Raw genomic sequence first — 22,895 nt, forward strand, 5'->3', positions numbered from 1 at the left:
GGCGATGACGGATACGATCCCGAGCTGGTCGGACGAGCGCGTCGATCTCCTGCGCCGCCTGTGGCAGGAGGGCCTCAGCGCCAGCCAGATCGCCGCGCAGCTCGGCGGCGTCACCCGCAACGCCGTCATCGGCAAGGTCCATCGACTCGGCCTGTCCGGCCGCGTGGCGAAGGGGGCCGACGCGGCCCTCCCCCGCAAGAAGGCGGTCCGGGAGGTGGAAGCCCAAGAGACGGCCGGGGCCGAAGGGACCGGGGCGGCTCAAGCGGCCGAGGCGGGACCGGGCGCCGAGGCCGGAACCGTGACGGGCTCCGGATCGGTCATCGCCATGGTGCCCGTGGCGGCCGAGGCCACCGCCTGTGCCGACCCGGCGCCCGTCGCGCGGGTCGAGCCCGTGGCCCTGGCGGCCTCCCGGCGCGTGACGATCATGGACCTGCGCGAATCCATGTGCCGCTGGCCGCTGGGCGACCCGACCACGCCCGATTTCCACTATTGCGGCGACCGCGCCATCACCGGCCTGCCCTACTGCACCCACCACGCCGAGATCGCCTACCAGCCGGCGGCCGAGCGCAGGCGCGACCGCCGGGTCGGCGGCTTCCGCTGAGGCGCAGGCGCCATCACACGCGGCCCTGATTGCGACCGAGGGCCGACCATCGACGCGGTCGTGTGGGTAGACGACGATGCGTTCACACGTCGTCGCCGGGTCTCAGGGTTCGGCGTTCGCGAACATCTCGTCGAACGAGTAGCCCGAGCCCCGCACCGTGCGGATCGGGTCGCTCTGCCGGGGCCGGTTGAGGGCCTTGCGCAGGCGCCCGACATGGACGTCCACCGTGCGCTCGTCGATGTAGACGTCGTGGCCCCAGACCCCGTCGAGGAGCTGCTCGCGCGAGAACACGCGGCCGGGGCTCTGCATCAGGAATTCGAGGAGCTTGAACTCGGTGGGTCCGAGATGGATCTCGCGGCCCTCCCGGCGGATGCGGTGACTGAGACGGTCGAGCTCGATGTCCCCGGCCACCAGCAGGTTGGCCACGTGGGCGGGCTTGGCCCGCCGCAGGAGGGCGCGCACGCGGGCGAGGAGCTCGGGGACGGAGAACGGCTTGACGATGTAGTCGTCGGCCCCCGTGCCGAGGCCGCGGATGCGGTCGCTCTCCTCGCCCCGGGCCGTGAGCATGATGACCGGCAGGCGCTCTGTCTCCCGGCGCGCCCGGATGCGGCGGCACAGCTCGATCCCCGACAGGCCCGGCAGCATCCAGTCGAGGAGGACGAGGTCGGGGACCTGTTCCTGCATCCGGATGTCCGCCTCGTCGCCGCGCGCGGCGGTATCGACCACGAATCCCTCGGCCTCGAGGTTGTAGCGCAACAGGAGGGTCAGGGCCTCCTCGTCCTCGACGATCAGGATCCGCGTACTCATCACACCCGCCCGCCCAACTTACGCCCGCCCAACATACGCCCGCCCATGCGAATCCGGGGGCGTTCGGACCGGGCCTGGTCCGAACGCCCCCGGAACTGTCCCGTCTCCAGCCCCCCGGCGATCGGGCCCGGTGCCCGTCGGGGAGGGCCCGCCGTCACTCAGACGCCGGTGGCGACGTCGAGGGGCGGCACGTCGACCGTCGCGTAGTTCGAGGCGTCGTTCTTGGGACGATCGCTCTCGGCCAGGCTGTTGGCGCCGGTGACGAGGTAGTGGATGGTCTCGGCGATGTTGGTGGTGTGGTCGCCGATGCGCTCGATGTTCTTGGCGACGAACAGGAGGTGCGTGCAGAACGAGATGTTGCGCGGGTCCTCCATCATGTAGGTCAGGAGTTCGCGGAACAGCGAGTTGTAGAGGGCGTCGATGGCGTCGTCGCGCTCCCACACGTCCAACGCCGCCTTGGTGTCGCGGCTGGCATAGGCGTCGAGGACGTCCTTGAGCTGCTCCTGCACGAGGTCGCTCATGTGCTGGACGCCGATGACGATCTTCTGCGGCTGGTTCTGCTCGGCGATGGCGACGACGCGCTTGGCGACGTTCTTGGCGAGATCGCCGATGCGCTCGAGGTCGTTCGAGACGCGGATGGCGGAGACCGTCTCGCGCAGGTCGATGGCCATGGGCTGGCGCCGGGCGATGAGCAGGATCGCCCGCTCCTCGATCTCGCGCTGCAGGGTGTCGAGGCGATGGTCCGCCGCGATGACGGCCTGGGCCAGGGGCACGTCGCGGCGCACGAGGGCGTCGCTCGCTTCCGTCATCATCTTCTCGGCGATGCCGCCCATCTCGGAGATGGAACGGCGCAGGTCTTCGAGGTCGGTGTCGTAGGAACTGACGATGTGGTCGGGCATGTCGCACTCCTCGGTCAGGTCCTCAGGGAACCTGCCACGTGGCGTTGGGGCGGGATGCGGGGGTCGATCTCCCCCGCCCGAGGATCAGAGTGCCGCGCGAACCCCCCGATCACGGCCGGTTCTCTTCTCGAATCCGGCGGCGCGGCGGGCGTTTCGCGGGAGACACTCAGCCGAAGCGGCCGGTGATGTAGTCCTGGGTCTGGCGCTTCTCGGGGTTCATGAAGATCCGCGTCGTCGGACCGAACTCGACGAGCTCGCCGAGATACATGAACGCCGTGAACTGCGAGATGCGCGCGGCCTGCTGCATGTTGTGCGTGACGATGACGATGGTGAACTCGGAGCGAAGCTGCTCGATGAGTTCCTCGATGCGGCCCGTGGAGATCGGATCGAGGGCCGAGGTCGGCTCGTCGAACAGGATGACCTCGGGGCGCTGGGCCACGGTGCGGGCGATGCACAGGCGCTGCTGCTGGCCGCCCGAGAGGCCCATGCCGGACTGCTTGAGCTTGTCCTTCACCTCGTCCCACAGGGCGGCCTTGCGGAGCGACTCCTCCACGCGGACGTCGAGGTCGGCTTTGGGCAGCTTCTCGTAGAGGCGCAGGCCGAAGGCGACGTTGTCGTAGATCGACATGGGGAACGGCGTCGGCTTCTGGAACACCATGCCGATGCGCGAGCGCAGCTCGTTGAGATCGACCTTCGAATCGAGGACGTTCTGGCCGTCGAGCAGGATCTCCCCCTCTGCGCGCTGGTCGGGGTACAGGCTGTAGATGCGGTTGAAGGTGCGCAGCAGGGTCGATTTCCCGCAGCCCGACGGGCCGATGAGCGCCGTCACCTGCCGGTCGTGGAAGTTGAGGTTCACGGATTTCAGGCCGTGGAAGCTGCCGTAGTAGAAGTTCAGGTCCTTCACGGCGATGCGGACGGGGGAGTTCTCGTCCGCCTTGTGGCGGCCGGTGAGCTGCGCGGCGGTGATCCCGGAGGCGGCGTTCATCGGTGGCAATCCTTCGATCGGGCGGGGGGCGGTGGGAGCGGCGCGCGGGTCAGCGCGCCCGCTCGCTCTTGATGACGAAGCGGGCCACGATCGACAGGGCGAGGATCGTGATGGTGATGAGGAGGGCGCCGGCCCAGGCGAGCTGCTGCCAGTTCGGGTAGGGCGAAAGGGCGAACTGGTAGATCATCACCGGCAGGTTCGGCACGCCGCCCATGAGGTTCGGCGAGAACCAGCTGTTGTTGTTGAGCGCCGTGAACAGGAGCGGCGCGGTCTCGCCGGCGATGCGGGCGAGCGCCAGGATGATGCCGGTGACGATGCCCGCACTCGCCCCGCGCCATGTGATGGCGGTGATGACCTTCGAGGGCGGGGCGCCGAGGGCCGCGCCGGCCTCGCGCAGGGTCGAGGGCACCAGGCGCAGCATGTCCTCGGTGGTGCGCACGATGACCGGGGTGGCGATGATGGCGAGCGCCACGGCGCCGGCCCAGCCCGAGTAGCTGCCCATGGGCCGCACCATCAGGGTGTAGACGAACAGGCCGATGAGGATGGAGGGCGCCGACAAGAGGATGTCGTTGAGGAAGCGCACGAGGTCGGCGAGCTTCGAGTTGCGGCCGTACTCGGCGAGGAACGTGCCGGCCATGACGCCCACGGGCGTCGCGACCAGGATGCCGAGGAACGTCATCACGAGGCTGCCGAGGATCGCGTTGGCGATGCCGCCGCCCTCGGAACCGGGGCCGGGCGTCGGCTCGGTGAAGAGGAGCGGCGAGAAGCCCTTCACGCCCTCGATGATCAGCATCGCCAGGATGGAGCCGAGCACGAGGATGCCGATGAGGGTGGCGAGGGTGCTGGCGCCGATGAGCAGCTTGTCGGCGACCCGGCGCCCGGAGCGGACCCGGCTGGCCTGCAGGGGCGGCGCGGCGCCGGCGACGGTGTTGAGCGCGTCCATGGGTGTTGGCTCCGGCGAACTCACGCGACCTTCACGCGTCGCACGAGCAGGCGGGCGACGATGAGGACGACGAAGGTGATGACGAACAGGATGCAGCCGAGCGCCATGAGCGAATTCAGCTGCAGGCCGTCGGCCTCGTTGAACTCGTTGGCGATGCGCGAGGCGATGGTGGAGCCCGGATCGAACACCGAGGCCGAGAGGCGGTTGGCGTTGCCGATGACGAAGGTCACCGCCATGGTCTCGCCCAGCGCCCGGCCGAGGCCGAGCATGATCGCGCCGATGATCGAGACCGAGGCCTGGGGCACGAGGACGTGGCGCACCACCTCCCAGGTGGTGCAGCCGATGCCGTAGGCGCTCTCGCGCAGCACCGTGGGGATCTGATCGAGCATGTCGCGGGTGATCGAGGCCACGAAGGGCACGATCATGATGGCGAGGATGATGCCGGCGGTGAGGATGCCGACGCCCGAGGGCACGCGGGCGTAGAACAGGGTCCCGACGATGGGCATGCCCTCGACGAGGTTCGACACCGGCACCTGCACGAAGCGGGCGAAGAGCGGCGCGAAGATGAACAGGCCCCACATGCCGTAGATGATGCTCGGCACCGAGGCGAGGAGCTCGATGGTCATCGAGACGGGCTTGCGCGCCCAGCCCGGGCAGAGCTGCGTCAGGTAGACGGCGATGCCGAGCGACAGGGGCACGCCGATGAGCAGGGCCAGCAGGGCGGAGGCCAGGGTGCCGATGATGGCGACGAAGGCGCCGTACTGTTCCTGGCCGATGTTCCAGGCGCTCGACGTGATGAAGCCGGGGCCGAACTCGGCGAAGGCCGGCCAGCCGCCATACGCGATGGAGGCGAGGATGCCGAAGAGCACGAGGAGAACGAGGATCGCCGAGGCGTAGGACGCGGCGCGGAACAATTGGTCGCCGAGGCCGCCGGGCTTGCGCCGGGCCGGAGCGGCTGTCCGCGTCAGGGAGATCTGTTCAGTCAAGGCGCCCATCCGAAGTGTCTCTTCTCTCTGCGGCGTCTACAGCGCGGCGTGTCCCGACGCGAGCCGATCGTTTCCCATGGGACGGGCCCGGCGCATGCGCCGGGCCCGTCGATGGATCACCCGTCCTATGGGAGGACGAAGCCTTGCCTACCGAAGCCTTGCCTACCGAAGCCTTGCCCGCCGAAGACGGGCTTACCTGTTGAAGACGGGCTTACATGTTGAAGACGGGCTTGCCGTCCTTGGTCTTGATCTCCTTCCACGCGTCGTGGATCAGACCGACGACGTTGTCGGGCAGGGGCACGTAGTCGAGGTCGGTGGCGAGCTTGTCGCCGTTCTTGTAGGCCCAGTCGAAGAACTTGAGCACGTCGGCGGACTTGGCCGCGTCGACAGGCTCCTTGTAGACGAGGATGAAGGTCGCGGCGGTGATCGGCCACGCATTCTCGCCGGCCTGATCCGTGAGGGAGATGCCGAAGCCCGGCGCGGACTTCCAGTCGGCGCTGGCGGCGGCGGCCTGGAAGGCCTTGTCGTCGGGCTGCGGGAACTTGCCGGCCTTGTTCTGGATCAGGGCGTGGCTGAGCTTGTTCTGCTTGGCATAGGCCGACTCGACGTAGCCGATGGCGTTGGGGACCTGCTTGACGGTGGCGGTGACGCCCTCGTTGCCCTTGCCGCCCTGGCCCGCGGGCCAGCTGACCGTGGTGGCTGCGCCGAACTCCTTCTTCCAGGCCTCGGAGGCCTGGGAGAGGTAGGTGGTGAAGATGTTGGTCGTGCCCGACGCGTCCGAGCGGTAGACCGGGGTGATGGTCGCCTCGGGGAGCTTCACGCCGTCGTTGAGCTTGGCGATCTTCGCGTCGGACCACTTGGTGATCCGGCCGGCATAGATCTCGGCGACGATCTCGCCGGTGAGCTTGAGCTTGCCCGGCTCGACGCCGGCGATGTTCACCACCGGGACGACGCCGCCCATGACGGTGGGGAACTGGACGAGGCCGTCCTTCTCGAGGGCCGCACCCTTGAGGGGCGCATCGGTGGCGCCGAAATCGACGGTCTTGGCCTGGATCTGCTTGATGCCGCCGCCTGAGCCGATGGACTGGTAGTTCAGCCCCATGCCGCTCTCCTTGCGGTAGGCTTCGGCCCACTTGGAGTAGACCGGGAACGGGAAGGTCGCGCCGGCGCCGGTGATGTCGGCGGCGAGGACGGAGGTGGCGAGCTGGGCGGTCGCGAGCCCGAGGGCAAGCGCGTAGGCGAAGGGTTTCACGAGGCTCTCCGTGTCTGTCGAGCGAGAGGGGGGACCGCGGGCCCGCGCGGTCCGCGCGCCCTCGATCCGCCACGACCCGTTAGCCGCCCGATGGTGCGGCTCTATGACCGCGACGTGACACGCCGATGACAGCACCCGCCGGGGGCCGGATGGCACGGATTTCGGGCTTCGCGCGTTGGACCCTCGTCGCGTCCGCGAGACCCGATCGGGTTCCCGGCCCGTGGCATTCCGGGCGGAGCGATGCGGCCCTGGCGAGGAGGCGACGGTGACGAACGAAGCGAGCGGCGCGGCGCCGGTGGGCGCGGACCAGGGCGACGGCGCCTTCCTCGATCTGCACGTGCAGCGAGAGGCCCTGGAGCGCAGGCTCGTCCTCGTCCAGCAGCAGCAGCAATTCGGCACGAACGCGGACGCGATCGCGCGGGCCGGCAGCGAGGAGCGGGAGACCCTGCTCGACCTCGACCGGGTGCTCACCCTGATCCGGGCGGCGGAGTATCGGCGGCGGCCGGGCGCGCGGCGCTGGTAGGCGGCGAAGGCCGGGCGCTCAGTCCACCCGGCGGCGGTCGCGCTCCTTGTGGCGCAGGCGCAGGAGCAGGTCGATCTGACCGTCCGGAATCGGCAGCGTGTCGCAGGTCTCCTCGTAGAGGGAGCGCAGGGCGGTGCCGAGGCGGTAGCGCGTGTCGTCGGTCAGGGTCGGATGCACGTCGCCGTCGTGCTCGCAATCCCTGCCCATACCGGTGAGTCTCTGGTCCAACGTCGCAGCCCCTCCTCTCGAGCGATGTTCAACGCCTGCGCCGAATCAGGGCGTGTCCGTCACCGCACGAGAGTCCGCGATCGTGGTAAACGAAACCTTAAGGCGCACCGTGTCCCGGGCGCATCATGCATCCGCCGATTGAAGCAGGCGGGCGGCGGCCGCGCGGGCCTCGTCGGTCACCGTGGCGCCGGCGAGCATCCGGGCGATCTCCTCGCGCCGGGCGGGGGCGGCCAGGGACGCGACCCGGGTGGCGACGCGGTCGCTGCCCTTCACCGGGTCCTTGGCGATGAGGAAGTGCGTCTCGGCCCGGGCGGCGACCTGGGGCGCGTGGGTGACGGCCACCACCTGGACCCGGGTGGCGAGGCGCCCGAGGCGCGCGCCGATGGCGTCGGCGACGGCGCCGCCGACGCCGGTGTCGATCTCGTCGAAGATCAGGGTCGGGGCCGAGCCCTTGTCGGCCAGCACCACCTTGAGGGCCAGCATGAAGCGCGACAACTCGCCGCCGGAAGCCACCTTCATCATCGGCCCCGGACGGGTGCCCGGATTGGTCTGCGCCCAGAACTCGACCCGGTCGTAGCCGGCGGCGTCCCGCGACTCAGGGTCGGTGCCGATCTCGGTGATGAAGCGGGCGCGCTCCAGCTTCAACGGGGGCAGCTCGCCCTTCACCGCCGCGTCGAGGGCCTTGGCGGCGCGCTTGCGCCCCTCGGTGAGCTTCGTCGCCGCCTTGGCGTAGGCGGCCTCGGCCTCGGCGAGGGTCTTCTCCAGGCCGCCCAGCGCCTCCTCGCCGGCATCGATGGCGGCGACATCCGCGGCGTAGCGCTCGCGCAGGGCCGCGAGATCGTCGACGGGCACGTCGTATTTTCGCGAGGCCGCGCGGAGCGCGAACAGCCGTTCCTCGACGCGCTCCAGCTCGCGCGGGTCGAACTCGGCCTCGCGCAGGGCGGCGTCGAGGACCGTGTGGGCCTCGTCGAGGGCCGTGAGCGCGGCGTCGAGGGCGGCGACGCAGGGCTCGACCAGGGCGGGCAATTGCCCGGCGCGGCGCTCCAGCTTGCGCAGGGCGGAGGAGAGGTGGGCGACGCTCGGGCCGCCGGACGCCTCGATGGCCTCGTTGAGTTCGCGGGCGACCTTCTCGCCCTGCTGCATCACCGTGCGGCGCTCGGCCAAGCCCGTCTCCTCACCGGCCTTCGGATCGAGGGTCTCGAGCTCGTCGACGGCGTGGCGCAGGAAGTCGACCTCCTTGCGCGCGGCCTCCACGCGGGCGCGGTGCTCGGCGAGGCCGGTGCGCGCCGCGCGCACGCGCTTGGCCGCCTCCCCCACCTGCCCGAGGGGGCCGTGCAGGCCGCCGAAGGCGTCGAGGATGGCGCGGTGGGTGCCGGGGTCGGCGAGCGCCCGGTCATCGTGCTGGCCGTGGATCTCGACCAGGGCGGCGCCGATGGCGCGCAGGACCTGAACGCCAACGGGCTGGTCGTTGACGAAGGCCCGGGTGCGGCCGTCGGCCATCTGGATGCGGCGCAGGATCAGGTCGCCCTCGGTGTCGAGGTCGGCCAGGGCCGCGAGCGCCCGGGCGGGATGGTCGAGGCCGATGTCGAACACGGCGGTCACCGCGCCCTGGGCCTCGCCGTGGCGCACGAGGCGGCCGTCGCCGCGCCCGCCGAGCGCCAGCGCGAAGGCATCGAGCAGGATCGACTTGCCCGCCCCCGTCTCGCCGGTCAGGACGCTGAGCCCTTCGCGAAAATTCAGGTCGAGCTTGTCGATGAGGACGATGTCGCGGATCGCGAGCTGGCTCAGCATGCCGCGGGTTCGGCCCTGTTGGAAACGGTGGCCACGTTTGGGTGCCTCTCACGAAACGCCCGTCCGGCGCCTTCCCCCGGCGACGAAGGGCGCGGGGGCTTTGCGTGAGGATCTCTTAGCGGGATTCGGGGTGGGACGAAATCGCCTGCCCGCATCGGCGGAGACGCACGGGCTGCGCTGAGGGGCGGCCCCGCGCGGGGCCGCCGCGGATCACTGCGCCTCGGCGGTCCGGCCGATGACGCCGCGATAGACCTTGCTCAGCCAGGAGGTCTTCTCCTCGCGGGGCTCCAGGCCGCCGTTCTGGAGGAGCGCGAAGGCGTCCTTGTACCAGGGGCTGTCGGGGAAGTTGTGGCCGAGCACGGCGGCGGCGGTCTGGGCCTCGGCGGTGATGCCGAGCGCCATGTAGGCCTCGACGAGGCGCTCGAGGGCCTCTTCGGCGTGGCGGGTCGTCTGGTACTTGCTCACCACATCGCGAAAACGGTTGATGGCGGCGGGGAAGTTGCGGCGCTCGAGGTAGAAGCGACCGACCTCCATCTCCTTGCCGGCGAGCTGGTCGCGGGTGATCTGGATCTTCGCCTTGGCGTCGGCGGCGTATTCCGAGGTCGGATACTTCTGAACGAGTTCCTGCAGGCCGGTGAGCGCCTTCTCGGAGCGGTCCTGGTCGCGGGTCACGTCGGGGATCTGCTTGTAGTGCGACATCGCCATCAGGTACTGGGCGTAGGCCGCGTCCTTGCTCGCCGGGTGGCGCTGGAGGTAGCGCTTCGAGGCCGAGATGGCGTCGTCGTACTTCTGGCCCTCGTAGTTCGAGTAGGCCGTCATCAGGAGCGCGCGGCGCGACCAGTCGGAATAGCTGTAGGCCTTGTCGAGTTCGCCGAACTTCTTCGAGGCGCCCTCGTAGTCCTTGTCCTCCATCCGCGCCAAGCCGTCGCTGTAGAGCTTGTCGGCGGGAACATCCGGCACGATTTCGGGCTTGTACTTCTCGGCGAAGGGATTGATCGAATCGAGGGCGTCGCAGCCGCCGAGGCCCACGCCGCAGAGCGTGAGAAGCACGGCCGCCATCGCACCGCGGTTGGGATGAATGAGGCGCATTCCGGTACTTCCCCCAACAGGCGGCCCGCTCGGGACGCGCGTCGTCAAGCCATCACAGGTGTCGGTCGCGTGGCTGACGGCGTGATGCCACGGTCCGGCTGCGTTGCCCAGCGGACCTTGCTCCGTTTCACGGACGATTCACCGTGGCGTGTGATTTGGGCGTGAAAGCGGCGGCCGCTTCGGTCCGCACCGCCGACGCATCCGAACCGGACGCGTGTTGCAGACCCGCTACAGGTCTAGAGATCGCCCGCGAAGGCGGCGAGGCCGAGGCTGCTGCCGAACTCGGCGAGGCTGGTCTCGCGGCGCGGGCTCGCGGCCTCGACGATGGCGTAGTTGGCGCGGTCGGCGAACAGGGCGGTGAGCACGCCGACATTCATGCGGTGGCCGCCGCAATAGGAGCGGTAGGCGCCCTGGATCGGCAGGCCGGCCAGCGCGAGGTCGCCGACGGCGTCGAGGAACTTGTGGCGCACGAACTCGTCGGCGTAGCGCAGGCCCTCGGGGTTCACGACGGCCGTCTCGCCGACCGCGACGGTGTTCTCGAGGGAGGCGCCGAGGGCGAAGCCGGCCTTCCAGTAGCGCTCGACGTCGCGCATCATCCCGAAGGTGCGCGCGCCCGCGATCTCGCGGCGGTAGGCGGAGGGGGTGAGGTCCATGGCCTTGCGGCTGCGGCCGATCACCGGGTTCTCGAAATCGATCTCCACGTCGAGGCGGAAGCCCCTGTCGATGGGACGGAGTTCGGCGAAGGCCCGGTCCACCTCGATGCGGACGGGGCGCAGCACCTTGATCCAGCGCCGGGCGGCGCCGCAGGAGGCGAGGCCGACGGCGTCGATGGCCTGCACGAAGGGACGGGCGCTGCCGTCGAGGATCGGCATCTCGGGGCCGTCGATCTCGACGAGGACGTTGTCGAGCCCGAGCCCGTACAGGGCCGACATCAGGTGCTCGATGGTGGCCACGGCGCCGGTCTGGACATCGCCGATGACGGTGCAGAGCTCGGTGGCGGAAACGCAGGCGTGGTGGGCTTTGATGAGGCGGTCGTTGCCGGTGGGCATCCCGGTGCGGAGGAACGCGATCCCGTGGTTCGCCGGCGCGGGGTGGAGCGTGATCTCCGCCGGGTTGCCGGAATGCACGCCGATCCCCCGAAGGGTGGCCGGTGCCTTGAGCGTTGTCTGTTGGTTCGTTCGCATTCCATAGCCCTCGGCCGTGATCGAACGCAGGCCTCCTTCGAGGGAGGCAAGTCGTTCCCGTGATCCGTCCGCTGCTTGAAGCCCCGCGAGCGCGGGCGGCGAAACCGCCGCGCTTTTCGTTCCAAAATTCGTATAGCCCCGCCCCAAAGCGGGACCAAATCACGGTTTCTTACGCTGTGTTACAATGCAGCGTCCGGAACCCGATCGAAAAAGCTTTTTTCGATCAATGATTTAACAACGCATGCCACCCGAGGTCGCGAGACCCCGGGTGCGTTGCAAAAACACATCAAGCCGGACGGGGATGCGCCCCGTCCGGGACGTTTCAGTTGGCCTGACGACGGAGGAAGGCCGGGATCTCGAGCTGATCGTCGTCCATCATCCGGGCCTGCGGAGCCGCGACACGGCCCTGGGCGTCGAGGTTGCCCTGCGCGGGGCGGTAGCCCTGGGCGACGGGCGCGGGCGCCCGCTTGGCATAGTCGACGGGGGCCTGAGGCACGGGCGCCGCCGGAGCGCGCACGGGCACCGGAACCGGCGCCGGGGCGGTCTCGGCCTCCTCGCGGCGTCCGCCGAAGCCGACGCTGGCGAGGCGGCGCAGGAGGGTCATCCGCTTGGTGTCGCCGGCGGGCTCCGCCGGCTCCTCGCCGCGGCTGGCGCGGATCTGGGCCTGGCCCGGCATCGGCAGGTCCTGGATCTGCGGCATGCGCGGCGAGCGGGCGACGGCGACCGCCGGGCGCGGCGGCACGAACGGGCCGGCGGCGGGGACGGGTGCCGGCTCGGGCAGGGGCTGGGGCGCCGGCTCGTACGCCATGGCGGCGCGGGGCTGGGTCTGGGTCAGCACGACCTCGTCACGGATGACGGGCGCCGGCTCCATCCGCATGGGCTCGGCGGGGGCGGCGGCCTCCGGCAGGGCCACGCGGGGAGCCTGGACCGGCGCCGGAGCGGCGGCGGGGGCGGCGGCCGGAGTGGCGGTCAGGGGCTGGTCCTGTCCGGGGGCGCGAAAGGTCGGGGCGGGCTGCGCCGCCCGGGCCCTCGCTTCCGCCCGGAGCCGCTCGGCGACTTCCGCGATCCGCTGCTCGGTCTGCTGGATCTCGGGGTTGTTCTGCGAATGGGCCGTGATCAGGGCCGGCTCGATGCCGGTGGCGACCACGGAGACGCGGATGATGCCGTCGAGGCTCTCGTCGAAGGTGGCGCCGAGGATGATGTTGGCGTCCGAATCCACCTCTTCGCGAATCCGCGTCGCGGCTTCGTCGAGCTCGTAGAGGGTGAGGTCGTTGCCGCCCGTGATCGAGATCAGCAGCCCGCGCGCGCCCTTCATCGACACGTCGTCGAGGAGCGGGTTGGCGATGGCCGCTTCCGCCGCGCGGTTGGCGCGGTTCTCGCCGGAGGCCTCGCCGGTGCCCATCATCGCCTTGCCCATGCCGCGCATGATCGCGCGCACGTCGGCGAAGTCGAGGTTGATCAGGCCTTCCTTGACCATGAGGTCGGTGATGCAGGCGACGCCCGAGTAGAGCACCTGATCGGCCATGGCGAAGGCGTCGGCGAAGGTGGTCTTCTCGTTGGCGACCCGGAACAGGTTCTGGTTCGGGATCACGATGAGGGTGTCGACGGCGGCCTGGAGCTCCTGGATGCCGGCCTCGGCCGTGCGCATCCGGCGCACGCCCTCGAACTGGAACGGCTTCGTCACGACGCCGACGGTGAGGATGCCCATGTCGCGGGCGGCGCGGGCGATGACGGGAGCCGCGCCGGTGCCGGTGCCGCCGCCCATGCCGGCGGTGATGAAGCACATGTGGGCGCCGGAGAGCTGGTCACGGATCTCGTCGATGACCTCGTCGGCGGCGGCCGAGCCGACCTCGGGGTGCGAGCCGGCACCGAGGCCCTGCGTCACGCCGAGACCCATCTGGATCACGCGCTCGGCCTTCGAGGAGGTGAGCGCCTGGGCGTCCGTGTTGGCGACGACGAACTCGCAGCCGAGCAGGCCGGATTCGATCATGTTGTTGACGGCGTTGCCGCCGGCTCCACCGACGCCGAAGACGGTGATGCGGGGCTTCAGTTCCCGGATGTCAGGTGCCTGCAGACTGATGGCCATGGGTGTCGAGCCTCTCGTGCCTTTCACGTTTCATTTGACGCCTCGATGGAGGAAGGCGCCGATTCTCGTCTGGCCGTTCGCGCCCACCCCGATGCCGGGGGTTCGGGGCGCGGGCGGCGGTCGTCTCAGAAACTTTCCCGCAGCCAGCGCCCGACGCGCTGGATGTAGTTGTCCGTGCCGGTGCGGGCGAAGGCGCCGTGCCCGCGCGGCTCGAAGTGCTCCGCATGCGCCACCTGCGGATAGACCAGCAGTCCCACCGCCGCCGAGAAGGCGGGTCCCTTGGCCGCCTCGGGCAGGCCGCGGATGCCCAGCGGCCGGCCGATGCGGACCTGGCCCTCCATCACCCGGCGGGCGACTTCCGGCAGGCCGACGAGCTGGCTCGCCCCGCCCGTGAGCACCACCCGGCGCCCGGCCTGGGCCGAGAAGCCGGCGTTGCGCAGGCGGTCGCGCACGAGTTCGATGACCTCCTCGACGCGCGGGCGGATGATCCGCACGAGCTGCGAGCGCGGCACGTGGGTGGGGGCGTCGCCCTCGTCCTCGCCGACCCCGTGGACCGCGATCATGTCGCGGTCGTCGGACGCCGTGGCGATGGCCGAGCCGTAGAGCGTCTTCAACCGCTCGGCGGCCGCGACCCGGGTGGAGAGGCCGCGGGCGATGTCCATGGTGACGTGGTGGCCGCCCACCGCGATGGCGTCGACGTGGACGAGGTGGCCGCCGGAGAACACGCCGACGCTGGTGGTGCCGCCGCCCATGTCGACGACGCAGACGCCCATTTCGGCCTCGTCGTCGACGAGGGCCGACAGGCCGGCGGCGTAGGGGGTGGCGATGACCGCCTCGACGCCGAGGTGGCAATGCTCCACCGCCAGCATGAGGTTGCGGGCGGCGGCCGCCTCGCCGGTGACCACGTGGAGGTCGACGCCGAGCGCGTCGCCCATCATGCCCGACGGGTCGATGACCGCGCCCTGGCCGTCGATGGCGTAGCCCGTGGGCAGCGCGTGGAGCACGGCCCGGCCGGGGCTGACGCCGTGGGCGGAGGCAGTCTCCAGCACGCGCTCCACGTCCGTGCCGGTGACGGTGCCCGTGCGGGTGTTGACCCGGGCCTCGAAATGCTGGGAGCCGATGCGGCCGCCCGACATGTTGACGATGACCGACTGCACCTCGACCTTGGCCATGCGCTCGGCGGCGTGGACCGCCTGGCGGATGGCGCCCTCGGCGGCCTCGAGATCGACGATGGCGCCGCCCTTGAGCCCCTGCGAGCGCTGGTGGCCGATGCCGATGATGCGGGCGAAATGGGTGCGCCCGCGCAGGGTGGAGAGCGCCTCGGCCGGCTGGAGCTCGGCGATGAGGCAGACGATCTTGCTCGTCCCGATGTCGAGCACCGAGAGGGTGGTGCTCCGGCGGGCGGAGAGCGGCTTGAGCCGCGGGGTGAGGCCATGCTGGTGGTGCATCGTGCTACCGGGCCAGGAACGTGGAGGGAGTCGGCGTGGACGCGGGATGCGCCGGACGGATCGTGCGGCTCATGTCGCGGTTCCCTTGGCCTTCGGCTTCTTCTGTGATTCGGCGCGGGCGGCGGCGGCTTCCTCGGTGAGCCGCACCACCACCCGGTCGGGCATGCGCAGGTCCACCGCGATGATGTCCTTCTCGAGGATGCCGGCCTCGCGCTCGAGGCGCACGAGGCGGGCGAGCGCGTCCGCCGCCCCGGTCTCGGGCAGGCGGATGTCGACGCCGTCGAGCTTGAGCGTCCAGCGCCGGCCCGAGACGTAGGTCCCGGCCTTGACGCGCTCGGCGAGGGTGCCGGCGGCCTCGATGAGGGCGAGGTAATCCTTGAGGCGCTCGTTGGCGCCCTCGCCCACCACGAGGGGGAGCGCGGCGTAGCGGTCGTCGCGCATCTCGTCGATCACCTTGCCGTCGGCGGCGATGACCGAGATGATTCCGTTGCGCTGCCACAGGGCGGCGGGCTCGCGCTCGACCTGGGTGATGACGATCTCGTTCGGGTAGACCTTGCGCACCGAGGCGCTGGCGATGAGGGGCACCTGCATCAGCCGCTCGCGGACCTCGTTGACGTCGAGGAACACGACGGACGAGTGGCCGTCGATGCCGGCGGCCTGGAGGACCTCCCGCTCGTAGAGGCGGGCGATGCCCGAGATGGTGACGCGCTCAACGCCGAAACCGGCGAGGCGCGCGAGGATGTCGAAGGGGCGGCCGTTCTCGAGGACGAAGCGCTCGTAGCGGCCGCTGGCGACGAAGCCGGTCAGCGCCAGGGCGGCGAACGACACGGAGACGGCCATGGTGCCGAGGTGGCGCGGGATGCGCCGCTCGATGGGCAGGGCGAGGCGCGAGCGGCGGCCCGGTCCGGAGAGGCGCCGCAGACGTGCGGTCAGGGCGTCGCGCAGGGCGCGGGCCGGGGCGAAGCCTGCGCCGCCGGGATGACCCGGCGCGCTCAGCGGCCCAACGTTGCGTCCTCCACCATCCATTGGACGAGCTCACCGAAACTATAGCCAGCGTGGGCTGCGATCTCCGGCACAAGGCTCGTCTTCGTCATGCCGGGTTGCGTGTTGACCTCCAGGACGACGAGGGCACCGGTTCCACCCGGTGTGTCGTCGTAGCGGAGGTCCGCACGGCTGATGCCCCGGCACCCGAGTGCTTGATGCGCCGTTAACGACAACTCTTGGACACGCTGGTAAAGATTTGGTTTAATTTCTGCCGGGAGGACGTGGATCGACCCCCCCTCGGCGTACTTCGCGTCGTAGTCGTACCAGTCCCCCGACGCGGTCTTGATCTCGATGACGCCGAGCGCCCTGTCCCCCATGACGGCGCAGGTCAGCTCGCGCCCGGCGACGTAGGTTTCGATAAGGATTTCATCGCCGTAGCCCCAATCGTCCCGGCCGATTTCCTGGGGCGGGTGGGAGCGTCCGTCGCGCACGATGATGACCCCCATGGAGGAGCCCTCGGCCACGGGCTTGAGCACGTAGGGGGGCGTCAGCAGGTGCGCGCTCGCGGCCTCGTGACGGTTAACGACGCGGCCCTCGGGGACGCTGACGCCGGCCGCCCGCATGATCGTTTTGGCACGCTCCTTGTGCATGGCGAGCGCCGAGGCGAGCACGCCCGAGTGGGTGTAGGGGATGCGCAGGAGTTCGAGCAGGCCCTGGATCGTGCCGTCCTCGCCCGCCGGCCCGTGCAGGGCGTTGAAGGCCACGTCGGGCTTCAGATCGGTGAGGACCGTGGCGATGTCCGGCCCGACATCGACGCGGGTCACGCGGAACCCCCGGCCTTCCAGGGCCTCGGCGCAGGCGTTGCCGGAGTTGAGCGAGACCGGCCGCTCGGAGGACCACCCGCCCATGAGGACGGCGACGTGCTGGGACATGATGCTTTTCTCCGGACGGGCTCAGGCGCCTGTCTGCGATGATTCGAGGCCGATGCGCTTGATCTCCCAGTGCAGGTCGACGCCGCTGGTCTCGCGCACGCGCCGGCGCACCTCCTCGCCGAGCCCCTCGATGTCGGCCGCCGTGGCGCCGTCGCGGTTGATCAAGAAGTTGCAGTGCATCTCCGAGACCTGGGCGCCGCCGACCGTGAGGCCCCGACAGCCGGCGGCATCGACGAGTTGCCAGGCCTTGCCCCCGGGCGGGTTCTTGAAGGTCGAGCCGCCCGTGCGCTCGCGGATCGGCTGGGCCGCCTCGCGTGCCGCCGTCACCCGGTCCATCTCGGCCTCGATGCTCTGGCGGTCGCCGGGGCGCCCCCGGAACAGGGCGCTGGTGAAGATCACGTCGTCGGGCGCCCCGCTGTGGCGGTAGGCGAAGCCCATCTCGGCGTGGGTGAAGGTGCGCCGGTTGCCCGCCCGGTCGACGCCCTCGGCCTCGATCAGCACGTCCGTGGTCTCGCCGCCATGGGCCCCGGCGTTCATGCGCAGCGCCCCGCCGATGGCGCCCGGGATGCCGCGGAAGAATGCGAGGCCGTCGAGCCCGGCCTCCGCCGCCGCCTTGGCGAGGCGCATGTCGGGCACGGCCGTGCCGACGCGCAGGTGCGCGCCGTCGATCGCCACCGACCCGAAGGCCTTGCCGCCCAGCCGCACCACCACGCCGGGCACGCCGCCGTCGCGCACGATGAGGTTCGAGCCGAGCCCGATCACCGTGACGGGGATCTCGGGATCGAGCCCGGCGAGCAGGGCGGCGAGGTCTTCCGCATCGGCCGGGGTGAACAGCACCTGCGCCGGACCGCCGACGCGGAACCACGTCAGGTCCGACAGGGGCTGGTTGGCGATGAGGCGTCCGCGCAGGGCGGGCGCCGCCGCGCGGATGGCGGGGGTGAGATCGGGAAAGGCGGTCATGGGAGCTGGTGCCTTTCGGCGGAATCAACTAAGGATTGCAGATCAATCGGGCAGATCTCGCAATGGGCAGGGCGATCGTCTTCACCCGCCCGGCGGCCCGGGCGCTGAGCCGGATGCCGGCGACGACGGAGGCCCTGATCCGCGCCAAGCTGCGCCAGCTCGCCGACGAGCCGGACGCCCTGGCCAACAACGTCAGGGCCCTGAAAGGACAGGACGGCTGCCGCCTGCGCGTCGGCGATTGGCGAGTGATCTTCACGAGCGAGCCCGATCGGGTCATTGTGCATGATGTCGGACCGCGCGGGTCGATCTACGGATAGAGTGGGCCTCATGACCGTCGTGCGTACCAGGACCCCGTCCGGCGAGGCCATCGTGATCGTGCCGGAGGCGGAGTTCGAGCGGCTCACCGCGCTGGCCGAGGACGCCCTCGACGGAAAGGCCCTGTCGGCCTCGAAAGCCCGGATCGACGGGGGAACCGAGGATCTGTTGAGCGAAGCCGATCTCGATGCCCTGCGGGCGGCACCCACGCCCCTCGCGTTCTGGCGGGCGCGCCGGGGGGTCGAAACGGCCGCGCTCGCCGAACGGGCCGGTCTCGCGGAATCCGATCTTGTCGCAATGGAGGGGGGCGCGGCCGTGAGCGACATCACGCGTTATCGAGCCCTCGCCGAGGCACTCGGCGTCGACATGGACGATCTCGTGCCGGACGCCGAAGCCGCGTGACGCGATCTCACCCCGTCACACCTCCGAGCGCCGCGAGTTCGCCCGGCAGGGCGTAGGCCCACTGGGTGATGTTGCCGGCGCCGAGGCACACCACGTAGTCGCCGGCCTTGGCGCGGCCCGCGACGAGGCCGGCGAGATCCTCCGAGCGGTCGAGGGCGAGGGCGTCGCGGTGGCCGCGGGATTTGAGGCCCGCGACGAGGCCGTCGCGGTCCATGCCCTCGATGGGCGCCTCGCCGGCCGCGTAGACCGGGGCGACGATGACCGTGTCGGCGTCGTTGAAGCAGGTGCAGAAATCGTCGAACAGCGACGCGAGCCGGGTGTAGCGGTGCGGCTGGACGATGGCGACGACGTTGCCGTCCGTGGAGGCACGGGCGGCCTTCAGCACCGCCTTGATCTCCACGGGGTGGTGTCCGTAATCGTCGAAGATCAGGGCGCCGTTCCACTCGCCGGTCTTGGTGAAGCGGCGCTTGACCCCGCCGAAGCCGGCCAGCGCCTTGCGGATCGCCTCGGGCTCGACGCCGAGCTCGTGGGCCACCGCCAGGGCGGCGGTGGCGTTCAGGGCGTTGTGCTTGCCCGGCATCGGCAGGATCAGGTCTTCCATCTCGAGGCGGAAGCCCGGGCGCCGGTCGCGGATCATCACCCGGAACCGGCTCTGGCCGCCGCGCAGGTCGATGTCGATGAGGCGGACGTCGGCCTGCGGGTTCTCGCCGTAGGTGATGATGCGGCGGTCCTCGATGTGGCCGACCAGATCCTGCACCACCGGGTGGTCGATGCACATCACGGCGAACCCGTAGAACGGGATGTTGTCGATGAAGCGCCGGAACGCGTCCTTGACCGCGTCGAACGAGCCGAAATGGTCGAGGTGCTCGGGGTCGATGTTGGTGACGATGGCGACATCCGCCGGCAATTTCAGGAAGGTGCCGTCGGATTCGTCGGCCTCCACCACCATCCACTCGCCCTCGCCCATGCGGGCGTTGGTGCCGTAGGCGTTGATGATGCCGCCGTTGATGACCGTCGGGTCCATGTTGCCGGCATCGAGCAGGGTGGCGACGAGGGAGGTCGTCGTGGTCTTGCCGTGGGTGCCCGCGATGGCGACGCAGGACTTGAAGCGCATGAGCTCGGCCAGCATCTCGGCCCGGCGCACCACGGGCAGGCGGCGCTCGCGGGCGGCGATGAGCTCGGGGTTGTCGCGCTGGATCGCCGTCGAGACCACGACGAGGGCGGCGTCCTCCACGTTCGCGGCGGAGTGGCCGACGAAGGTGCGGATGCCCTTCTCGGAGAGGCGCCGCACGTTGGCGTTGTCGGAGGCGTCCGAGCCCTGGACGGTGTAGCCGAGGTTCATCATCACCTCGGCGATGCCGGACATGCCGATGCCGCCGATGCCGATGAAGTGGATGGGTCCGAGCTTGTCGGGCAGCTTCATGGGATGAACCAGTCCAGGGTGGGCGCGCCGGAGCGCCCGTTGGGTAAGAATCAGGTGCGGGCGGCCGTGGCGACGACGATGTCGGCGAGGCGTTCGGCGGCGTCGTGGATGCCCGCGCTTTTGGCCGCTGCCGCCGCCGCGGTCAATTTTTCAGGGTTGGTGAAGCGGTCCACGAGTTCGGCCGCGAGGCGGTCGGGCGTGAACGCGCTCTGGGGAATCGCCAGGGCCGCGCCGATGGAGGCGAGGGTCGCGGCGTTGGCGGCCTGGTCCTGATCGATGGCGCCGGGGAGCGGCACGAGGATCGACGGCCGGCCGATGGCGGCGAGTTCCGAGACCGTGGAGGCGCCGGAACGCCCGATGACGAGGTGGGCGGCGGCCATGCGGGCCGGCAGGTCCTTGAAGAACGGCGCCGCCTCGACCCCGCCGAGGCGGAGGCCGAGATAGAGGTTCTGCACGGCCGTGAGGTCTTCCGAGCGCACCTGCTGGACGAGGTGGAGGCGCGCGCGCAAATCCGCCGGCAGGGCTTCGATGGCTTTCGGCACCACCTCGCCCATCACCCGCGCGCCCTGGCTGCCGCCGAAGACGAGGAGGTGGAGGGGGGCGTCCGGAGCGACGGAGGGATACGGTGTGGCGGCGGCCGCGATCACCGCCGGGCGCAGGGGATTGCCCGTGTGGGTACGCGGCGCGAGCGCCTTCACGGGCACGCCGCGCACCTCCTTGAACCCGGTGGCGATGGCCCGCGCGCCGCGCGCCAGGAACGCGTTGGCCCGGCCCATGACGGCGTTCTGCTCGTGCAGGACCGTGGGCACCCGCAGGATCTGCCCGGCGAGCATGGGCGGCACGGTGGGATAGCCGCCGAAGCCCACGATGGCGGCGGGGTCGAGGCGCCTGATCTGCCGGGCGGCGACGCCGAAGCCGCGCCCGAGGGTGAGGAGCGCGAGGCCGCGCTTCACCGGCGAGCGGCCCGAGGGGGTCGCCGACGCGATGGTGACGATCTCGGAGGCCGGAAACCCCGTGGCGATGGAATCCACCCGCGCGTCGGTGGCGAGCACCACCCGCAGCCCGCGCGCGCGCAGAACGTGGGCGAGGCTCTCGGCCGGGAACAGGTGCCCGCCCGTGCCGCCGGCACAGAGCAGGATCGTGGCAGTGGCGACGGTCAACGCATCACTCCGGCGACGGTCGCCGGGGCGGTGCCCGGCGGCTTCTGGCTCAGGGTCGTGGTGCGCGGGCGCTTGCGGGTCAAGGCGACGAGGAAGCCCATGCCGAGGGCCAGCGACAGCATCGACGAGCCGCCGTAGGACACGAACGGCAGGGTCATGCCCTTGGCGGGCATGAGCTGGACGTTCACCGCCATGTTGATGCAGGCCTGGAGCCCGAACAGGGTGACCAGACCCGTGATGGCGAGGCGCGAAAAGGTGTCGTCCGTGCGCCGCGCGAGCTTGAGGCCGCGCATGACGAGGTAGGCGAACAGCGACACGAGGCCGAGGCAGACGAGGACGCCGAACTCCTCGCCGATGACGGAGAACAGGAAGTCGGTGTGGGCGTCGGGCAGGTGGCGCTTGGCCAGGCCCTCGCCCGGACCGACGCCGAGCCAGCCGCCGGCATTGAACGATTCGTGGGCCCAGAAGCCCTGGAAGTTGTCGCCGGACTCGGTGTTCATGAACCGGTCGATGCGCTCGCGCACGTGGTACAGGAAGCGGTAGGCGACGCCGACGCCGAGCAGTCCGGCGATCCCGAGGCCCGCGACCCAGAACCAGTGCAGGCCGGCCACGAAGAACAGCGCGCACCACACGATGGTGATGAGCATGGTCTGGCCGAAATCCGGCTGGAGCACGAGGGGCACGATGGTGACGGGCAGGAGCAGGATCGCCAGGAGGCCGCCCGGCATGTCCCGGCGCTGGGCGCCCTCCGAGAAGGCCCAGGCGGCCACCACCACGAAGGCGGGCTTGACGAATTCCGAGGGCTGCAGGCCGAAGGGGCCGAACTGGATCCAGCGATGCGCGCCCTTGATCTCCGGCCCGAACTTTCCGGCCAGCACACACAGGACGACGCCCATGAGCCATGTGCCCAGGGCCACGCGCCGGATGTGGCGCAGGGACAGGAACGACACGCCGACGATGATGAGGAGGGTGGGCGCGAGGTAGAGCGCCTGCCGGTTGAGGAAGTGGAAGGTCGGCAGGCCGATCTTCTCGGCGACCGGCGGCCCGCCGCCCATGAGGAAGACGAGGCCCGCCACCATGAGGGCGCCGAGGCCCGCCAGCAGGCCGCGATCGACGGTCCACCACCAATCGGTGAGAGGCGTGCGTTCCGCGCGGGACATCATGGGGTGCGCTCTCCGTGGAGCCGGGGCGCTCGCCGGAGCAGCCGCAGGCCGCCGGCAGCCTAGGAGCCGGCACGGCGCGATCCTGTGCCGGAATGGTAAACCAATCCTTTGCGCGACCGCGGATCGGACGCTCAGTCTCCATCCTCGGGATGGCGCATCATCCGGGTCGCGACCCAGCCCACCGCGATGGCGACGCTGACGCCCCAGCCGACCTCCAGGAGGCGCGAGCCGAACATGTGCTGGGCCGTGCCGGTATGGGGCACCAGCAGGATGATGGTGGCGGTGATGCCGGCGAGCCGCCCGGCGCTCGCCACGTTGAGGAGCCAGCACGCGGTGAGCGACAGGATGACGGCGACCGCGTAGGCGACGAGGTCCTGGCCGACGGTGCTGAGGACGGCCAGGCCGATGAGGCCGCCGGTGGCGGCGCCGAGGAACTGGTCGCGGGCCATGGTGCGGGTGGCACGGAACTCCGTCTGCACCACGGCGATGGCCGTGATGGCGCTCCAGAACCCCTCGCGCAGGTTGAGGGCCTGGGTCGGCACGTAGGCGATGAGGGCGGCCGACGCCGACATCAGTCCGTGCGCCGCTCCGCCGACGAGGCGCCGGCGCAGGGGCAGGCGCTTGCGCAGGCGGGCGAGCTGCTGGCGCAGCCAGCCGATGCGCACCTCCTCCCGGGTCGCCTCGCCCGGCAGGACCGGGGGTTCGCGCAGCTCCTGTTCCATGGGGGTCACACG

At 70.6% G+C, this 22,895-nt stretch carries 23 protein-coding genes; 4 read left to right on the plus strand and 19 right to left on the minus strand.

Annotated elements, in window-relative coordinates:
* The first annotated feature begins 4 nt into the window (after positions 1–4).
* A complete protein-coding gene (locus tag MKK49_RS01695; protein ID WP_244026322.1) occupies positions 5–601 on the plus strand; it encodes a GcrA family cell cycle regulator in 597 nt (198 codons plus the stop codon).
* A 102-nt stretch (positions 602–703) separates the two neighbouring features.
* Here MKK49_RS01695 and phoB read toward each other — a convergent pair whose 3' ends face one another.
* The 6 genes from phoB to pstS all read right to left on the minus strand — a co-directional run bounded on the left by phoB (position 704) and on the right by pstS (position 6,473).
* Positions 704–1,408, minus strand: a complete 705-nt coding sequence (gene phoB, locus MKK49_RS01700; protein WP_244026323.1) for a phosphate regulon transcriptional regulator PhoB — start codon at positions 1,406–1,408, stop codon at positions 704–706.
* A 158-nt stretch (positions 1,409–1,566) separates the two neighbouring features.
* The gene (gene phoU, locus MKK49_RS01705) at positions 1,567–2,307 is read right to left on the minus strand and encodes a phosphate signaling complex protein PhoU (RefSeq protein ID WP_244026324.1); all 741 of its coding nucleotides are present in this window, start codon (positions 2,305–2,307) and stop codon (positions 1,567–1,569) included.
* A gap of 166 nt (positions 2,308–2,473) precedes the next feature.
* Positions 2,474–3,292 (minus strand): phosphate ABC transporter ATP-binding protein PstB, encoded by an 819-nt coding sequence (pstB, locus tag MKK49_RS01710; RefSeq protein WP_244026325.1) that lies wholly within the window; start codon positions 3,290–3,292, stop codon positions 2,474–2,476.
* A 49-nt stretch (positions 3,293–3,341) separates the two neighbouring features.
* Entirely contained in the window at positions 3,342–4,235 is an 894-nt protein-coding gene (gene pstA / locus MKK49_RS01715; RefSeq protein WP_244026327.1) for a phosphate ABC transporter permease PstA, read from the minus strand.
* A gap of 20 nt (positions 4,236–4,255) precedes the next feature.
* A complete protein-coding gene (gene pstC, locus MKK49_RS01720; protein WP_244026329.1) occupies positions 4,256–5,230 on the minus strand; it encodes a phosphate ABC transporter permease subunit PstC in 975 nt (324 codons plus the stop codon).
* Between the two features lie 202 nt (positions 5,231–5,432).
* The gene (pstS, locus tag MKK49_RS01725) at positions 5,433–6,473 is read right to left on the minus strand and encodes a phosphate ABC transporter substrate-binding protein PstS (protein ID WP_244026331.1); all 1,041 of its coding nucleotides are present in this window, start codon (positions 6,471–6,473) and stop codon (positions 5,433–5,435) included.
* 265 nt (positions 6,474–6,738) lie between these two features.
* Between pstS and MKK49_RS01730 the strand changes: the two genes are divergently transcribed.
* A complete protein-coding gene (locus tag MKK49_RS01730; protein WP_244026333.1) occupies positions 6,739–6,996 on the plus strand; it encodes a hypothetical protein in 258 nt (85 codons plus the stop codon).
* 18 nt (positions 6,997–7,014) lie between these two features.
* On the opposite strand, the gene MKK49_RS01735 is transcribed toward MKK49_RS01730, so the two are convergent.
* The 9 genes from MKK49_RS01735 to murB form a co-directional block, all read right to left on the minus strand.
* Entirely contained in the window at positions 7,015–7,224 is a 210-nt protein-coding gene (locus MKK49_RS01735) for a hypothetical protein (RefSeq protein WP_244026335.1), read from the minus strand.
* 123 nt (positions 7,225–7,347) lie between these two features.
* A complete protein-coding gene (gene recN / locus MKK49_RS01740; RefSeq protein WP_244026337.1) occupies positions 7,348–9,015 on the minus strand; it encodes a DNA repair protein RecN in 1,668 nt (555 codons plus the stop codon).
* A 210-nt stretch (positions 9,016–9,225) separates the two neighbouring features.
* Positions 9,226–10,104, minus strand: coding sequence for an outer membrane protein assembly factor BamD (locus MKK49_RS01745; RefSeq protein ID WP_244026338.1), 879 nt, complete (start codon positions 10,102–10,104; stop codon positions 9,226–9,228).
* Positions 10,105–10,340: 236 nt separating this feature from the next.
* Positions 10,341–11,288, minus strand: a complete 948-nt coding sequence (gene lpxC, locus MKK49_RS01750; protein ID WP_244026340.1) for a UDP-3-O-acyl-N-acetylglucosamine deacetylase — start codon at positions 11,286–11,288, stop codon at positions 10,341–10,343.
* Positions 11,289–11,610: 322 nt separating this feature from the next.
* The gene (gene ftsZ / locus MKK49_RS01755; protein WP_244026342.1) at positions 11,611–13,374 is read right to left on the minus strand and encodes a cell division protein FtsZ; all 1,764 of its coding nucleotides are present in this window, start codon (positions 13,372–13,374) and stop codon (positions 11,611–11,613) included.
* A 125-nt stretch (positions 13,375–13,499) separates the two neighbouring features.
* Positions 13,500–14,822, minus strand: coding sequence for a cell division protein FtsA (ftsA, locus tag MKK49_RS01760; RefSeq protein WP_056089465.1), 1,323 nt, complete (start codon positions 14,820–14,822; stop codon positions 13,500–13,502).
* A 69-nt stretch (positions 14,823–14,891) separates the two neighbouring features.
* On the minus strand, positions 14,892–15,848 hold the full coding sequence (locus tag MKK49_RS01765; protein ID WP_244026343.1) for a cell division protein FtsQ/DivIB: 957 nt from the start codon (positions 15,846–15,848) through the stop codon (positions 14,892–14,894).
* Entirely contained in the window at positions 15,815–16,738 is a 924-nt protein-coding gene (locus MKK49_RS01770; RefSeq protein WP_244026344.1) for a D-alanine--D-alanine ligase, read from the minus strand. The genes MKK49_RS01765 and MKK49_RS01770 overlap by 34 nt, the downstream gene beginning before the upstream one ends.
* Before the next feature lie 21 nt (positions 16,739–16,759).
* On the minus strand, positions 16,760–17,698 hold the full coding sequence (gene murB, locus MKK49_RS01775) for a UDP-N-acetylmuramate dehydrogenase (RefSeq protein ID WP_244026345.1): 939 nt from the start codon (positions 17,696–17,698) through the stop codon (positions 16,760–16,762).
* A 62-nt stretch (positions 17,699–17,760) separates the two neighbouring features.
* Between murB and MKK49_RS01780 the strand changes: the two genes are divergently transcribed.
* Both MKK49_RS01780 and MKK49_RS01785 read left to right on the plus strand, forming a co-directional pair.
* On the plus strand, positions 17,761–18,015 hold the full coding sequence (locus tag MKK49_RS01780) for a type II toxin-antitoxin system RelE family toxin (RefSeq protein ID WP_244026346.1): 255 nt from the start codon (positions 17,761–17,763) through the stop codon (positions 18,013–18,015).
* A gap of 10 nt (positions 18,016–18,025) precedes the next feature.
* Complete coding sequence (locus MKK49_RS01785) at positions 18,026–18,415, plus strand: helix-turn-helix domain-containing protein (RefSeq protein ID WP_244026347.1); 390 nt, start codon at positions 18,026–18,028, stop codon at positions 18,413–18,415.
* Positions 18,416–18,422: 7 nt separating this feature from the next.
* Here MKK49_RS01785 and murC read toward each other — a convergent pair whose 3' ends face one another.
* The 4 genes from murC to MKK49_RS01805 form a co-directional block, all read right to left on the minus strand.
* Positions 18,423–19,838: a UDP-N-acetylmuramate--L-alanine ligase gene (murC, locus tag MKK49_RS01790; protein ID WP_244026348.1), complete on the minus strand. Its 1,416-nt coding sequence runs from the start codon at positions 19,836–19,838 to the stop codon at positions 18,423–18,425.
* A gap of 50 nt (positions 19,839–19,888) precedes the next feature.
* Positions 19,889–20,998, minus strand: coding sequence for a UDP-N-acetylglucosamine--N-acetylmuramyl-(pentapeptide) pyrophosphoryl-undecaprenol N-acetylglucosamine transferase (locus MKK49_RS01795; protein WP_244026349.1), 1,110 nt, complete (start codon positions 20,996–20,998; stop codon positions 19,889–19,891).
* Positions 20,995–22,161, minus strand: coding sequence for an FtsW/RodA/SpoVE family cell cycle protein (locus MKK49_RS01800; RefSeq protein WP_244026350.1), 1,167 nt, complete (start codon positions 22,159–22,161; stop codon positions 20,995–20,997). Before MKK49_RS01800 ends, MKK49_RS01795 begins: the two co-directional genes overlap by 4 nt.
* A gap of 131 nt (positions 22,162–22,292) precedes the next feature.
* Positions 22,293–22,883, minus strand: coding sequence for an FUSC family protein (locus MKK49_RS01805; RefSeq protein WP_244026351.1), 591 nt, complete (start codon positions 22,881–22,883; stop codon positions 22,293–22,295).
* Positions 22,884–22,895: the final 12 nt, after the last annotated feature.

The organism is Methylobacterium sp. J-090, from assembly GCF_022829345.1.
In the GTDB taxonomy this organism is placed as follows: Bacteria; Pseudomonadota; Alphaproteobacteria; order Rhizobiales; family Beijerinckiaceae; genus Methylobacterium.

Coding starts and splice junctions, on each gene's coding strand:
- pstC (WP_244026329.1), bottom strand. CDS start 5,230: ATGGGCGCCTTGACTGAACAGATCTCCCTGACGCGGACAGCCGCTCCG.
- MKK49_RS01780 (WP_244026346.1), top strand. CDS start 17,761: ATGGGCAGGGCGATCGTCTTCACCCGCCCGGCGGCCCGGGCGCTGAGC.
- phoB (WP_244026323.1), bottom strand. CDS start 1,408: ATGAGTACGCGGATCCTGATCGTCGAGGACGAGGAGGCCCTGACCCTC.
- MKK49_RS01770 (WP_244026344.1), bottom strand. CDS start 16,738: ATGTCCCAGCACGTCGCCGTCCTCATGGGCGGGTGGTCCTCCGAGCGG.
- pstA (WP_244026327.1), bottom strand. CDS start 4,235: ATGGACGCGCTCAACACCGTCGCCGGCGCCGCGCCGCCCCTGCAGGCC.
- lpxC (WP_244026340.1), bottom strand. CDS start 11,288: ATGCGAACGAACCAACAGACAACGCTCAAGGCACCGGCCACCCTTCGG.
- recN (WP_244026337.1), bottom strand. CDS start 9,015: ATGCTGAGCCAGCTCGCGATCCGCGACATCGTCCTCATCGACAAGCTC.
- murC (WP_244026348.1), bottom strand. CDS start 19,838: ATGAAGCTGCCCGACAAGCTCGGACCCATCCACTTCATCGGCATCGGC.
- pstB (WP_244026325.1), bottom strand. CDS start 3,292: ATGAACGCCGCCTCCGGGATCACCGCCGCGCAGCTCACCGGCCGCCAC.
- MKK49_RS01805 (WP_244026351.1), bottom strand. CDS start 22,883: ATGGAACAGGAGCTGCGCGAACCCCCGGTCCTGCCGGGCGAGGCGACC.
- murB (WP_244026345.1), bottom strand. CDS start 17,698: ATGACCGCCTTTCCCGATCTCACCCCCGCCATCCGCGCGGCGGCGCCC.
- MKK49_RS01785 (WP_244026347.1), top strand. CDS start 18,026: ATGACCGTCGTGCGTACCAGGACCCCGTCCGGCGAGGCCATCGTGATC.
- MKK49_RS01765 (WP_244026343.1), bottom strand. CDS start 15,848: ATGGATGGTGGAGGACGCAACGTTGGGCCGCTGAGCGCGCCGGGTCAT.
- phoU (WP_244026324.1), bottom strand. CDS start 2,307: ATGCCCGACCACATCGTCAGTTCCTACGACACCGACCTCGAAGACCTG.
- MKK49_RS01745 (WP_244026338.1), bottom strand. CDS start 10,104: ATGCGCCTCATTCATCCCAACCGCGGTGCGATGGCGGCCGTGCTTCTC.
- MKK49_RS01800 (WP_244026350.1), bottom strand. CDS start 22,161: ATGATGTCCCGCGCGGAACGCACGCCTCTCACCGATTGGTGGTGGACC.
- ftsZ (WP_244026342.1), bottom strand. CDS start 13,374: ATGGCCATCAGTCTGCAGGCACCTGACATCCGGGAACTGAAGCCCCGC.
- MKK49_RS01695 (WP_244026322.1), top strand. CDS start 5: ATGACGGATACGATCCCGAGCTGGTCGGACGAGCGCGTCGATCTCCTG.
- ftsA (WP_056089465.1), bottom strand. CDS start 14,822: ATGCACCACCAGCATGGCCTCACCCCGCGGCTCAAGCCGCTCTCCGCC.